This is a genomic window from Vibrio rotiferianus CAIM 577 = LMG 21460, from assembly GCF_002741985.1.
Taxonomy (GTDB): Bacteria; Pseudomonadota; Gammaproteobacteria; order Enterobacterales; family Vibrionaceae; genus Vibrio; species Vibrio rotiferianus.
In genome coordinates this window covers 220,559-234,188 of sequence record NZ_APHW01000104.1, presented here as the reverse complement: position 1 = coordinate 234,188, position 13,630 = coordinate 220,559, and the positions used below count along the sequence as shown (strand labels likewise).

Genomic DNA, 13,630 nt, shown 5'->3' with positions numbered 1-13,630 from the left:
TAGAGTAAGGGGCGTTTTTAATTTTGTTCGATTAGTTAGAAGAACGACGCGCTTTTAGGCGTTTTACCATTGCTAGGCGGCGCTCTGCTGAACCTTGGTCTGTTGCCGATTGGTTCGGGTTATTACGACGACCTTGACGGTTCTTGAACGCAGGCTTTGAGTTTAGCTTCTCGATGTAAGATTCACGCTGCTTTGGCTCGTAACCCGCTAACTCGATACGACGAATGTGTTGTTGAATTAGGTTTTCAACCTGCACCACAGTTAACTCTTCTTCGCGGTTAACAAATGATACGGCGTGACCTTGTTTACCCGCACGACCTGTACGACCAATACGGTGAACGTAATCTTCTGCTAGGAATGGCATGTCATAGTTCACCACGTGTGGTAGATCTTCAATATCCAGACCACGAGCCGCTACATCTGTTGCAACCATTACGCGAGCTTTACCCGTTTTGAACTCTTCTAACGCGCGACGACGTGCGCTTTGTGCACGGTCACCGTGACACACAACGGCTTTGATGCCATCTAGCTTAAGCTCTTTTACAACATCGTTCGCGGTCTCTTTGTAGTTCACAAACACCAATACTTGCTTCCAGTTCTTACGACCAATCAGCTCAGAAAGAAGCTCAGTCTTGCGCTCTTGATCCACTGGGTAAAGTACGTGTGCGATAGTTTGTGCCGTTGTGTTTGCACGCTCTACTTCAATACGCTTTGGCTTGCGAAGGATGTCTTTCGCCAATAGATTCAACTGGCTCGATGTTGTTGCTGAGAACATCATGATTTGTGGGTCTGTATCCACATCCATCATGATTTTACGTACAGCATGGATAAAGCCCATATCAAGAATACGGTCCGCTTCATCAAACACAAGAAACTCGATGTTTGCTACAGATACGTTGCCTTGCTCGATGTGCTCTTCTAGACGACCAGGCGTCGCAACAAGAATATCCACGCCACCTTCTAGCGCTGTCACTTGAGAAGACATCTTACGGCCACCAAAGATTGCGGCAACCGATAGGTCTGTGTACTTAGTGTATGCTTTGATATTGTCTGCGATTTGCTCTGCTAGCTCACGAGTAGGAGCCATGATCAGTGCACGTGCAGTTTTGCGAGATGCGCTGCGACCGGATTCTAACAACTGTTGAATCATAGGCAGAGAAAACGCGGCTGTTTTACCTGTACCCGTTTGCGCAGTTGCAAAGATATCATGACCTTTACGAGCCATTGGAATCGCCTTCTGTTGAATTGGCGTTAACTTCTCATAACCGCATTCTGCCAGTGCTTTTACCACTTCTGGCGCAAAACCTTGAGATGAAAATGACATTGAGCGTATTCCTTAAACAAATCACTAAATAGCTATAAAAATTTTAGCGGTGCACTATACCCGAATTCCAGTGATTTATCTCACTTTTTTACTAAGCACCAACCTATGCGTTATTAATCAGCAATTCCGCAGAGTTTTAGCAGGATCGCTTCTAACTGATCCCAAGGCATCAATTGCGAGTCAATGACCTCTAGACGTGATTCGAAACCCTCTAGACTCATTTGGTTCACGGATACAACGCCATTTGCTACATTAAACGCGTAGCAACCTTGATCTGTGTTCATCACCGCTTTCACACGTTCAGCCGTTAGTTCAGATAGCATTGAGAACAGTTGGTCGAAATTGAACGTATATTCTGCACCAAACAACCAACCACAACTAAAGTACCCCTGCCCTTTGTTTTCTTTACGGATAAAGGCTTCACCAGGAGGCAATTGGAATTGTGGCTCTTGATGTGCATGGTCATGGTGATGAGCTTCAATGTGGGAAGATGCACTACCGTGCACGCGTTCGATGTCCAACACTTCAATCGGTAAGTCACCATCGTGAATCAGCTTACTGAACACTTTTGAAGGCGTTTGGTCGGTTACCCAATTGTTGAATACGTCAATGTCATGACTGGTACACAGATCGACCTTGCTACCGATGACCACATCTGCGCTATCTAATTGATCAACAAAGTTCTTATTTGATAGGTACTTTTCGTCACTTAAATTGCGCGGATCCACAAGCGCGATAGTTGCTTTAAGGTCAACGTATGGCAAGTATTGCTCAGAAGTCAGTGTGGCTATGACTTGCTTGGGGTGGCCTAACCCCGTTGGCTCAATAAGAAGGCGATCTGGATTTTGACGCAGCAAAGCCGTGATACCAACAGACATAGGGACACCTGCCGTACAGCACATGCAGCCGCCCGGTACTTCTTTGATCAGCGCTCCTTGGTCGGTCATCATCGCGCCATCGATACCTATCTCACCAAACTCATTCACTAACACAGCCCAGTTTTCGTTTTCTGGTTTGTTTTTCAGTAAGTTCAGAATGGTCGTGGTTTTACCGACGCCAAGAAATCCCGTCAGTATGTTAGTAGGTACTCGATGTGACATGCTTTTCTCCGACAAGCTTGTGCTTTAAATGCTTTGCCAAAGTATACGGAGAATGTAACTTGCTTCAACGCTTTTTATCGCGGGATTCTAAGCCTTTATGTAATGCTTTCGCCTTTGTTCGCTGCGAGCGTTCGTAATAGCCAAACGTATCTGCATTTCCCACACCAGAAAGATGCATGCTGGTATGAATGACGCAAGTAAAAAACGCGCCAATAGCGATAAGGATAGGAAGCAGTCCAAGGGTGTTTTCGAATTTTAGGGCAGCAATAGCCAAAGCGAAAACAACCGCAGAGGAAAGCGCAATGATCTTACTTCTATTGCTTTTCATGAAAGTTCGCCTTTTTTATTGAATGGGACACCAACCAGAATGAGAGTCAACTCCTCTACTTGATGAATTAATGCTACTCCTTTCATAACGAACATAATTTGAGCGACTTAACAGATACAAAAACACCGAGCATGTCTTCGCTCGGTGTTTGCTTAAATACTCAAGTTAACTCTGTTTGTTAGCAGATTTGGCCAGCAGTGACGGCTATATCAGCTTCATTATCAATAGCGGCTTGAGCCAATAGCTTGAGCCCCTCAACAATAACGCCTAGTGACATGGTAGGCTGATTTCCTGACGCATCTTGCTCAGGTAAAAGTGGGATATGAACAAACCCATGACGAATGGATTTATCACGTAAGTAATGCTGAACACCATAAAAGAGGTGATTACAGACAAATGTCCCTGCGGTATTCGAAACTTGGCATGGGATGTTTGCGTGTTGAAGAGCACTAGTCATCGCTTTAATCGGCAATGTAGTAAAATACGCATCTGGACCACTAGAGACAACGGGCTGATCGATTGGTTGATGACCACCATTATCGGGAATACGAAAATCATCGATATTAATCGCTACACGTTCTGGCGTAATCGCTGCGCGTCCTGCCGCCTGCCCTACTGTAATCACAATATCTGGTTGATGTTGCTCAATAGCACTAATCACAGTGTCGATGGATTCGTAACGCGTTACTGGCACTTGGCAAACAACAATTTCCCCACCATTAAGTTGTTTCCCGTCGAGTCGTTTTACCGACTCCAAAGCGGGGTTGATGGATTCACCACCAAACGGTTCAAAACCTGTAATTAGTACTTTCTTCATTGGGCTGTTCCCTTTAATGGTAAAACTCTGAGGTTAGTACTCGAATTTACAACAACTTAGCATCACAAAGCCAAGTTTTATTATGTTGCAGATATGACCAGCCCAAGATCACGACGCCCAATTGCCGACAAATATGAGATACGCTCCTCTTTACCCCGCGACCTCGGCTATTCCAATCAAATCGTTGCTTGGTTTCTCACTGCAACTTAGGTAGAGTACGCGCCAATAGAGTATCTACAATTCGAAGAGATTGAAGACAATGAATATTGATAATCACGTTATCGAAACATTGGAAGAGCTAGAAGCTTTCCTACACCTAGTTGAAAGTGGTGCGCTAGGCCTTGAAGGCGTCGCAGGCGTAGCACTAGCGACAAACAACACAGATGGCCGCCCATTTGTAGCGGTACTAGATGACAAGCATCAACTGGTTCTTGGCCGTTGGGTTTCTCAACATGTTTACGAACACGGTAAAGACATCGTTCGTCACGGCCCTCAACGTCGACACTAATCCAGAGCTTCAATTGATAGAAAACTCGCTTACATGGCGAGTTTTTTTGTGCCTTTTGTCAGAGCATTTCGCCTATTCCTACAAGCGTAGTTTGCTTTCTAAGCTATTGTTCAAAAATAAAAAATAAGCTTGTCTGCATGGTAGACAGACGTGACATTTCGCTGACAAAGCAAGATGGGAAATTTCTAGAATCTATATCGGAAGCGATTCAAACATTCGTTTCCAGACACCATCAAAGAGCAGAGTTCCTAGCTGTTCTTTTTGCCCCGCAGAGCCCGCTTGACAGCCTTGGGCTAAGCGGGGCTTTTTTAGGTCTTAGATAGACAAATCTAGATACCAAAAATCGCTGACTAAGCAGCGATTTTTAGAACGTCCAGTTACTATATTTAGATAGATGAACGACACAGTCTAGCCCTTGAATGTTCAGAATAGGCTGTCATCATCACCAAAGTCGAGATCATCGCCACTAAAAAAGACACTTCCCCCACCAAAGCTATCAGCATCATTATTCGTAAATGCATCATCATTAAACGCGTTGCTATCATCAAAGCCTGATGATTGAAAATCCGAATTGTCATCAAAACCTGAGTTTTGGCTCCAACCTCCGCCTGTGTAATCCTGCGTATAACCATCGGTGCCATCCAGAAAGCCCCCACTGTTATCTGCTGTATCAGTTGGTTGACTAGAGGTATTCTGTGAGGGATCTATTTGGGAGTCTGCGCTTTCTTCAGGCTGCTCAATGATGGTGTTGTTGGTAACATCTTCCACCATCGGTGAACTATGCTCACCGCCAAATAAAAGATGACTTAATGCACTTCCCGCAACCATCCCAGTGGCAACACCGGCAGCTGTTTGCATGAAGCCGCCAAAGGCACTAGGACGGTAAGCAGGCTGAGGTGGCAACGGTGGTGTGCTGGCCCTGCCAAACATACGGTTCAGGCTACCTCTGTTAGATTCTTGTTTATAAAAATCTGCATTGCGTTGCAAATACTCGTTACGTTCTTTTAGATCTTTGAGTGCAACTTCTTGCGCCAGAGCGACTTGTGTAAGACGATAAACAATGTCGGATTGAGATGCGATCTGCTCTTGGATTAGCTGAGCGGCTGCGGCGTCTTTTGCGTTGCTTTGATTAACACGCATTTTATCAGCCAATTTTTGAATAAGTTCTTGTTCTTGTGGGGTCATAAATATCCTCGCATAGCGACGAGAAATAAAATTACAGATCCGCACAATACGCCGATTACCTGATGCCGATAGCAAGACAAACTTATATTGCAAATTTCCAATATCGTCTGTAAGTCTGCCTGCGAACAAATTGGCTTGCTTCGACTCTCTAATAAGTTAGGAGGATGGTGGTTTCTGTCTCTAATATCGTAGGAAAGGGGCGTACTTAAACGGCTTCATAACCGAATCTAACCCCTTAACTTTTAGGTCCAAGCAGTGTTGTAAAACGTGTCCACACTCCACATTGGGGAAACCTTTATTGTGTTAACTCACGAATGGACAAAATGGTGACAGCAGGAGCTAACTAACTGATGTAAAAAGCCCCAGCCCCATTCACTTACTACTTAGGCTGGTGACCGGTCTTCTTTGCAAACTCTTGCATCGCTTCGGCAAACGTTGTTGTCCCGCCTTTGGCTTTAACCTGTATTACCTTGTACCCCATCTTCTCCAACGCTTGGCGTTCTGCCAAAACGGCTTTGTCATTTTGCTGACTACCTTGAGCGGGCTGATGAAGGTAACACCCTTCTAGTTGGCCATCTTCGACGAGTTGATGGTGTTTCAGTGTATTGATATCAAAATTCATGGACATTCTTTTATTTAAAAATGGGGAGTTGCTGTGGCAGATTACATGCGCTTTAAAGGCTTAACAACACTGTCTAGGCCTTCAATTTTTAATGCAAGGCAGAGTTTCAACAAGTCACCTAGCTCCCCTTCCGGAAAACCTTTTTTATCGAACCAGAGTAGGTATTCTTCTGGGAGATCAATAAGTACACGCCCAGCGTATTTGCCAAACGGCATTTGCATTCGAGCGAGTTTGATAAGGTTTTCTTTTTCTAACATATACTACGGGGTCTGTTGGGATACATCTTGGCTAAGAGTAACACCCAAGCGATCGACCCACCAGTTAATTGCATCTTTGGCGTCGTCTAAAGAATCAATCATGGTAGAGAAGTCTTTGTTCCCTGCTTGGCGATCAATTGCAGCAAACAGCGGCGTATCACTCTCAGAATCACTCACAAGTAACTCCACTGTCGCGGAACCTACATTGGTGTGCTCACCTGTCGTGATTTTTGAGATGGTAGAGATCCCTAAACCAACCGGCAGAATACTTGAAGTGACAGCAAGGACAGGATTCGGCGTTTCCACATTACTGACGGCAATACTCAAGCGAAGTGTTTTTTCTCCGGGTTGGTCGACAACCTTTTTTACGGGTGAGATACGCGCTTTTAACTGCTCAACCATGTAAGTTGTCAGCTCTTGGATTTCTTCATCATCGAGCTCAGATTCTTGAACCACAACCATTACTCGGTCAATTACCACGCTGTCGTAATCATCCATTTTCTCTTTCAACCGAGTAGCATCGCGCAAACCGACTCTGGCCCAAACAAGATCAACGCCACCCTCTGGGCCTGGACGAAAATCTTCATAACTGGTGAATTTCGTCGCACTTACGACAGGACCACCAGCGCATCCGCTCAAGACCAAACCCAGAGATACGACTACCGAAGCTTTAAACAAACGCTCTACCAATGACTTAAACATACCAACTCCTCAAATTTTGAATATACAGTTTATCATCCCATATAAAATTGACCAGTATTTATTCACCTAATGGGTATTTTGCTGAATCAAGGATTGAGCTTCCCGCTACACAATTTCATGTTAAAGTACGCCGCTTACTGGAAAGCATAACGAGAAAAATAATGAAGTCACCTTGCCGCGCAGCCTGTAAAAATAACGGCGGAATCTGTTCTGGCTGTCACCGAACTATGGAAGAAATCGTGCAGTGGAAAGATAAGTCTGATGCTCAACGAGACGCGATCATCGAGCAATTGGTTGGAAATGATTCAACCCATTCATGCCCTGAGTGTGGCACGAACGCGCACTGCGATATTGCTGCGGGGAAAGAGACGTGCTGGTGCTTTGATATTGAGACTAGAGACCTACCCAAGCCAGAGGCGGGACAGCTTTGTTTGTGTCGTAAATGTTTGGAGAAAAAGCCAGTCGCCTAACCTATCGAACTAGGACATAACGGACTGGCTATCATTGAAATGAAGGTAAGTTCTGCGAACTATTTCTGCGCTAACGCTTGGGATTCAAACTTCACGCCATCCCAGCCTGTCACCATAAAGTTACGAATGTTTTGATGGTCGTTGCTCTCTGGGTGCGCCAATACATCTTCACGGTAGAAACGACCAAAACACGCCAACGTTGCCTCTTTGCTTAGGTTATTCAGTTGACCAAAAGCGAAGATCTTGCATGAACCGTTGTTCTCACCTGCATTATTCTGGGTTTCACCATTCACAAAGGCCGCTGGCGTAAACTCGTAGTTCGCTTCAATTGCTGCCATTACCGTTTCAAATTCTACTGTCTCTGGTGATGCCGATAGCGCATCCAAAAATTGTTTTAGTTCCATTATTCCTACTTCCTAGTGCCTTTACTTTCCCAAATAACATTGGATAAACAGTGAAACATTTGTTTCATAAAAAGCCAATACAAAGGTCATAAATCATAAATATATTCAGAGCCTTATTTAGGGGCTGTTGACCTTTCGAGCTGATTTTTGCAGCGAATTGTTGGACATTTATACAAGGCAGAGACTTTGCTATGTAGCTAGCCTACATGAGAAGTCGATAACGCGGTAGAAATGACCAACAAACGCTGCCCGGAGGGTTCGGGCTAGGCGCCCCCGCAAAATCGTTTCATGCTTTGTTAAGGAGTATTTGCTTAGAACGACTAGGCGACACACTCCTTGCCTCGCCTAAAACGATTTTGACTAGGCGTCCCCATCCGAACAAAATTTAACCGCGAAAGATCAACAGCCCCTCATAACACTTCAATCAATGCGCTATTCCTCACTGTGCTGGTGAATGAATAGATATCTACTGTAGGTGCATTGAGTGACATTGTATCCGTTTAATAAGGAAATATCATGACCACCCCATTTAAGGCAATAGGCGTATTGGCATTATCTTCACTTGCCATCGCATGTTCATCTCAACCTGACGATTCTCTCTCTTCGTTTTCAGCCCAATGTAAAGCATCGGTAGCACCTGTTGCGGGAGAGGCATCCATCCAAGGTTTGACCTTTATGGGAACGTCTATCGCTGACGCACCATTCGACACATCAGCAGCAGAAATCGTTCAATATGATGCGTGTACAGACAAGCTTTACGTGGTCAACGCTCAAGCGAAACGTGTCGATGTGCTTTCTATGGATGACAACGGCGTGCCAACGCAAACCGCATTCATTGACCTCAACAGCGCGGGCAAAGCAGCGGGCGTTGAAATTGGTGCAGCAAACAGTGTTGCAGTCTTTAATGGTTTAGTCGCTGTTGCGATTGAAAACAGCGATAAACAGGCAAATGGTATTGTTGGTTTGTACCGCTCGGATGATTTGTCACTGATCACCACCTTCCCTACTGGCGCACTGCCGGACATGGTTGGCTTCTCAAAAGACGGCAGATACATCGCAACAGCAAACGAAGGTGAGCCAAATGGTGACTACAGTGTAGACCCAGAAGGCAGCATCACGCTGATCGACTTGAGCCAAGGCATAAACCAAGCAGAAGTCACGCAGATTGGTTTCAATGAGTTCGATGGTGCACGTAAGTCTGAATTATCAGCTGATGTTCGAATCTCTGGTCCAAATGCCACGGTGGCGCAGGATCTAGAGCCGGAATACCTTACCTTTGCAGACAACGGCAAAATCTACGTTGCACTGCAAGAGAACAATGCGATGGCAATCGTGAACCCGGAAAGTAAATCGGTAGAGAAGATTGTGGGTCTGGGCGAGAAATCTTGGTCTGACTCAAAACTGGATGCTTCAAACAAAGACAAAATCATTGGCAACTTTAAGAACTATCCTCAACTGGTTGGCCTGTACATGCCAGATACCCTCGACAGCTACTCGGTAAACGGTAAAACGTACATCCTCTCTGCCAACGAAGGTGACGGTCGTGAATATGGCTTCAAAACAACACAAGCTCTATGTGACCAAGCGGGATTTAAGTGGGATGAAGACGATTACCTCGGTACAGATGAATATACTTCTGAGCAAGGCACCTGTTTAAGCCATGTTGATGAGGTACGAGGTAAGAAGCTGAAAGTCGCAGCAGACCACCCATTGGCAGAGGCGCTAAAAGATAACAAGCAACTCGCGCGTCTAAAAGTGATTAAGCCAGAAAAAACGCTTTCTGCGCAAGACAATGTTCAAGCCTTTGGCGCGCGTTCGTTCTCTATTTGGGATGAAAACGGTGAGTTGGTTTTCGATAGTGGTGACGATTTCGCGACCATCGCATTAATGAATGAAGGTAAGAACTTCAACAGCACCAACGATAGCAATGACAGTGGCGATGACCGCAGCGACGACAAAGGCATTGAGCCAGAAGCGATTGAAGTAGCACAAATCAATGGTCGTCACTACGCGTTTATCGGCTTGGAGCGTCAAGGCGGCATCATGATTTATGACATCACAGACCCGAAACAAGCGCAGTTCCTGCATTACGTAAACCGTCGTGATTACAGCCAACCAGTTTGTACAGAGGTGGAAGATGGCGAATGCACGAACGACACTTACAATCCAAAAGCAGGTGATTTGGCTCCAGAGTCAATCAACTACTTTGCTCGTAACGGACAACACTTTATCGCGGTTGGTAATGAAGTGTCAGGTACGACATCTGTGTTTCGAATTGAGCTTTAACTCTCGCTCTTCAAGACAACAAAATTAAAAGTAAAGCGCCCGAACTTAAGTTCGGGCGCTTTTTATAACGCGTTAGCATTGTTTGAGAGTGAGATTCCCGACTCGCTCCTTCGTCGATCTCGAAAATGACGGAAGCTAACCTAACAGTTTAGAACGATACTAGCCTGCAAAGTGGAAAAGCTCTCTTCCACCTCCAAGTAGTACCATCACTACCAACGTCATTCCGGAATCGAGGAACGAGATGTCCGGAATCTCTCTTTAATAACTCAGCTCTATTCTTCAATCGCCAACGCATCGCACTTCGAAGCACAGATAAAGTCGTTCTTATGCAGACCTTTAATAGAATGGCTCCACCACGTGATGGTCACTTTGCCCCACTCTAACAAGATAGATGGGTGATGGAATTCATCTTCTGCAAGCTCAGCAATCTTGTTGCTAAACGCCCACGCTTGTTTGAAGTTCTTAAACTTGTAGACCTTCTCAAGTTGAGGAATCTCATCTCTCTCAATGATCTGCCAATCAGACAATTGCAGCAGCAGAGACTGTTGTTCCTCTTTACTAAGTGCAATGGCATCGATACTACAAGCTTCGCATTTTTGTTCATTCAACATGAGCAGGTTCCTTTGGTTCAAAAAGTGGTGGAAGCAATCCGGCTTCAATCGCTAGATCGGCTTGTTTCAATAAATTCAGTTGGCTAATTTGGAAAAGCTGGGACAACTCTTCAATCACGTAGTATTTCGGTTGCATGATATCGATGCGGTAAGGGGTTCTTAGCACAGTTTGCAGGTCAAACTCGTCTCTAATCGCGATGTCGCTTTCCAATGAATAGATGGTTTCTCCCGGAGATGAAAGGATACCGCCACCGTAGATCTTGGTTTTGCTACCCTCTTGAACCAAGCCGAACTCGACTGTAAACCAATATAGACGCGCAAGGTACCCTCGCTGCTTCGGTGTCGCGGCTTGTCCAAGCTGTCCGTAGTGCTCGGTAAAGGCGGCAAAATCAGGGTTGGTGAGCATGGCACAATGACCAAAAATCTCATGGAAGAAATCCGGCTCTTGTAGGTAATCAAACTCTTCTCGCGTTCTCAAAAACGTCGCGACTGGGAAGCGTTTGTTGCCAAGCAGATTGAAGAAACGATCAAAGTCGATCAACGCTGGCACTGGCTCCACTTGCCAGCCGGTGGTTTCCATCAAAACACGATTAATTTCGGGCAGTTGTGGCACGCGGTCCTGAGGTAAATCAAGCAGCTTAAGTCCGTGCAGATACGCTTCGCATGCACGGTCTTGAATCACGCTCATTTGTCTGGTTACCAAGTCGCGCCAAATGGCATCCTCTTCATGGCTCCATTCTACCCTTCCATCCTGATCGACGGGTTTTGAATGATACTGAGTCATTGCACATCTCCGTTAACAAATCCTTTACATTAAGCCTATCTACACTCTTTTCACCTTCCAATCCCCTGACCATTTTCCACTCAAAACTCAGGTGTAACATTTTCTTTACATTAACACCTAACACACTGATATACATAAGGAGCTAGTTTCTCCAACGAGTTTGACTTTATTTCTGGTTCACCTCAGACTGAAAACGTTAAAACTTTGTTATAGAGGGAGCTATGCGCGAGAGCAACAAAGTCTGGCAGCCGACGGAAGATCGAATCGAGCAAGCCAATATCACGCAGTTTATCGAGCACATTAATCGGCAGGGTTTCGAGCTCAAAAACTACTCTGATTTGCACCAATGGTCTTTGGAGTACAACGAGCATTTCTGGAAAGAGGTTTGGCAATTTTGCGACCTAATTGGCACGCAAGGCGATACCGTAAGAGCGCAAGGTGAAAGCCGTTGGCAATCACCAATGCAAAATCGAGATGCTGTGTGGTTCCCTCAAGCCCAAATTAACTATGCAGAGAACTTGCTCAGTTTGGCAGAGCAGCAAGCGGATGAGTTAGCGATTTGGTTTGAAAACGAACGAGGTGACAAACAGACTTACACTTGGAAACAGCTTTGTGACGAGGTCTCGAGCGTTCAACAATGGTTAGTCGAATATGGCATCAAGCAAGGCGATGTGGTTGCAGGCTATTTGCCGCATATGCCACAAACCGTTATTGCAATGCTAGCCACCACCAGCTTAGGCGCGACTTGGACGTCTACCTCCCCTGATTTTGGCGTGGAAAGCGTTATTGAGCGCTTCGGGCAAGTGAAGCCAAAAGTCCTGTTCACCTGCGATGGTTATACCTTCAATGGCAAGATCTTCGATATGTCGGAGAAGAACCATCACATCGCGGATCATCTTGATGGGCTAAAACAAGTGTGTCAGATCGGTTACCTCAAACCGAATGTGTTTGAGTGCAACGTTTGTACTCACGATTGGCAAAACATCATTAATCAGTATTCTCCTGCTCCCTTGCACTATACTCGCGTGGAATTCAATAGCCCGTTGTTCGTGCTTTATTCCTCCGGCACGACAGGCAAGCCTAAGTGCATTGTCCATTCGGTTGGCGGCACGATTATCAATCACCTAAAAGAGCACCAACTTCATTCAGATATTCAGCCTAAAGATCGTGTTTTTTACTACACAACTTGTGGCTGGATGATGTGGAACTGGCACGTGTCTGCCCTTGCAAGCGGCGCATGTTTGGTGATCTTTGATGGTAGCCCGGTTCATCCAACGCCTGATGTTTTGTGGGGTTTAGCACAGCGAGCCGAGGTGAGTCTCTTTGGCACTGCCGCCAAGTATCTAGAAGCGATAGAAAAAGCCGGACTGTCACCCATCCAAGATTACTCACTCCCTAATTTAAGAACACTCTGCTCTACTGGATCTGTGCTTTATCCAGAACAGTTTGATTACGTCTATCAACACATCAAACAAGACCTCCATTTGGCTTCCATCTCAGGCGGAACAGACATCTGTGGCTGCTTTGTCTTAGGCAACCCTATCTCGCCTGTTTATCGTGGTGAATGCCAGTACGCTGGTTTAGGTATTGATGTTCAAGTGTTCGACTCACAGGGTCAAAGCGTGAATGAGCTACGCGGTGAACTCGTCTGCACCAATTCCTTGCCTAACTTCCCTGTGGCTTTTGGAACGATACGGGTGAACGATACCACAACGCCTATTGGGACAAGTTCGATAATCTCTGGCACCACGGTGATGATGTAGAACGAAGCGCGAACGGTGGGCTCATTTTCTATGGTCGCAGCGATGCATTGTTGAACCCTGGCGGTGTGCGCATCGGTACTGCGGAAATTTATCAGCAAGTGAATGCTCTTGAAGGCATCGTAGATTCTATCGCTGTAGGTAAAGAGGTCGATCGAAACGAACAAATTTGGCTATTTGTGCAGACCGCTTCTGGTGTCACTTTAGATGACGGATTAGTTGCCGAAATTAAATCACGACTCAAAACGTCCTGCTCGCCAAGGCATGTACCAAGCCGAGTATTCTCCATCAGTGACATTCCTAAAACACGTTCAGGTAAACTGGTGGAACTTGCCGTCAAACAAGTCATTAATGGTAAGGAAGTCGAGAACTTAGGTGCGATTTCGAACCCAGAAGTCCTGGAAGAAATTCGACAACTCACGTTTGTCTAGCAAATCAAAGTAAACAAAAAAGCGAGCTAAATAGCTCGCTT

Annotated in this window: 14 protein-coding genes and 2 pseudogenes; 4 read left to right on the top strand and 12 right to left on the bottom strand. The window is 45.5% G+C overall.

Features of this window, described 5'->3' with window-relative positions; genetic code table 11:
- Positions 1-31 precede the first annotated feature (31 nt).
- The 4 genes from B853_RS20770 to pcp all read right to left on the bottom strand — a co-directional run bounded on the left by B853_RS20770 (position 32) and on the right by pcp (position 3,569).
- Complete coding sequence (locus tag B853_RS20770; protein ID WP_010451415.1) at positions 32-1,324, bottom strand: DEAD/DEAH box helicase; 1,293 nt, start codon at positions 1,322-1,324, stop codon at positions 32-34.
- Positions 1,325-1,437: 113 nt separating this feature from the next.
- On the bottom strand, positions 1,438-2,424 hold the full coding sequence (locus B853_RS20765) for a CobW family GTP-binding protein (protein ID WP_038884441.1): 987 nt from the start codon (positions 2,422-2,424) through the stop codon (positions 1,438-1,440).
- Positions 2,425-2,488: 64 nt separating this feature from the next.
- On the bottom strand, positions 2,489-2,752 hold the full coding sequence (locus B853_RS20760) for a hypothetical protein (RefSeq protein WP_038884440.1): 264 nt from the start codon (positions 2,750-2,752) through the stop codon (positions 2,489-2,491).
- Positions 2,753-2,930: 178 nt separating this feature from the next.
- Complete coding sequence (gene pcp, locus B853_RS20755; protein WP_038884439.1) at positions 2,931-3,569, bottom strand: pyroglutamyl-peptidase I; 639 nt, start codon at positions 3,567-3,569, stop codon at positions 2,931-2,933.
- A 259-nt stretch (positions 3,570-3,828) separates the two neighbouring features.
- On the opposite strand from pcp, the gene B853_RS20750 reads away from it, so the two are divergent.
- Positions 3,829-4,077 (top strand): hypothetical protein, encoded by a 249-nt coding sequence (locus B853_RS20750; protein ID WP_010451403.1) that lies wholly within the window; start codon positions 3,829-3,831, stop codon positions 4,075-4,077.
- Positions 4,078-4,500: 423 nt separating this feature from the next.
- Here B853_RS20750 and B853_RS20745 read toward each other — a convergent pair whose 3' ends face one another.
- The 5 genes and pseudogenes from B853_RS20745 to B853_RS20725 form a co-directional block, all read right to left on the bottom strand.
- Positions 4,501-5,391 carry a DUF2076 domain-containing protein gene (locus tag B853_RS20745; protein ID WP_227741905.1) on the bottom strand — a complete coding sequence of 297 codons (891 nt, stop codon included), beginning with the start codon at positions 5,389-5,391 and terminating at the stop codon, positions 4,501-4,503.
- 51 nt (positions 5,392-5,442) lie between these two features.
- Positions 5,443-5,553, bottom strand: a pseudogene (locus B853_RS20740) (hypothetical protein); the annotation flags it as partial.
- Positions 5,554-5,641: 88 nt separating this feature from the next.
- The gene (locus B853_RS20735) at positions 5,642-5,884 is read right to left on the bottom strand and encodes a hypothetical protein (protein ID WP_010451400.1); all 243 of its coding nucleotides are present in this window, start codon (positions 5,882-5,884) and stop codon (positions 5,642-5,644) included.
- A gap of 41 nt (positions 5,885-5,925) precedes the next feature.
- Positions 5,926-6,141, bottom strand: coding sequence for a DUF3820 family protein (locus B853_RS20730; protein WP_010451398.1), 216 nt, complete (start codon positions 6,139-6,141; stop codon positions 5,926-5,928).
- Positions 6,142-6,144: 3 nt separating this feature from the next.
- Positions 6,145-6,843, bottom strand: a complete 699-nt coding sequence (locus tag B853_RS20725; protein WP_038884435.1) for a DUF3313 domain-containing protein — start codon at positions 6,841-6,843, stop codon at positions 6,145-6,147.
- A 161-nt stretch (positions 6,844-7,004) separates the two neighbouring features.
- On the opposite strand from B853_RS20725, the gene B853_RS20720 reads away from it, so the two are divergent.
- Entirely contained in the window at positions 7,005-7,313 is a 309-nt protein-coding gene (locus B853_RS20720) for a cysteine-rich CWC family protein (RefSeq protein WP_017188880.1), read from the top strand.
- Between the two features lie 59 nt (positions 7,314-7,372).
- Here B853_RS20720 and B853_RS20715 read toward each other — a convergent pair whose 3' ends face one another.
- A complete protein-coding gene (locus B853_RS20715) occupies positions 7,373-7,717 on the bottom strand; it encodes a HopJ type III effector protein (RefSeq protein WP_038884434.1) in 345 nt (114 codons plus the stop codon).
- A gap of 516 nt (positions 7,718-8,233) precedes the next feature.
- Between B853_RS20715 and B853_RS20700 the strand changes: the two genes are divergently transcribed.
- Complete coding sequence (locus tag B853_RS20700) at positions 8,234-10,003, top strand: choice-of-anchor I family protein (RefSeq protein ID WP_038884432.1); 1,770 nt, start codon at positions 8,234-8,236, stop codon at positions 10,001-10,003.
- A gap of 272 nt (positions 10,004-10,275) precedes the next feature.
- Here B853_RS20700 and B853_RS20695 read toward each other — a convergent pair whose 3' ends face one another.
- Both B853_RS20695 and phhA read right to left on the bottom strand, forming a co-directional pair.
- A complete protein-coding gene (locus B853_RS20695) occupies positions 10,276-10,614 on the bottom strand; it encodes a 4a-hydroxytetrahydrobiopterin dehydratase (protein WP_005433587.1) in 339 nt (112 codons plus the stop codon).
- The gene (gene phhA, locus B853_RS20690; protein ID WP_038884431.1) at positions 10,604-11,398 is read right to left on the bottom strand and encodes a phenylalanine 4-monooxygenase; all 795 of its coding nucleotides are present in this window, start codon (positions 11,396-11,398) and stop codon (positions 10,604-10,606) included. The genes B853_RS20695 and phhA overlap by 11 nt, the downstream gene beginning before the upstream one ends.
- A gap of 221 nt (positions 11,399-11,619) precedes the next feature.
- Here phhA and B853_RS20680 point away from each other — a divergent pair.
- Positions 11,620-13,589: pseudogene (locus tag B853_RS20680) on the top strand (acetoacetate--CoA ligase).
- Positions 13,590-13,630: the final 41 nt, after the last annotated feature.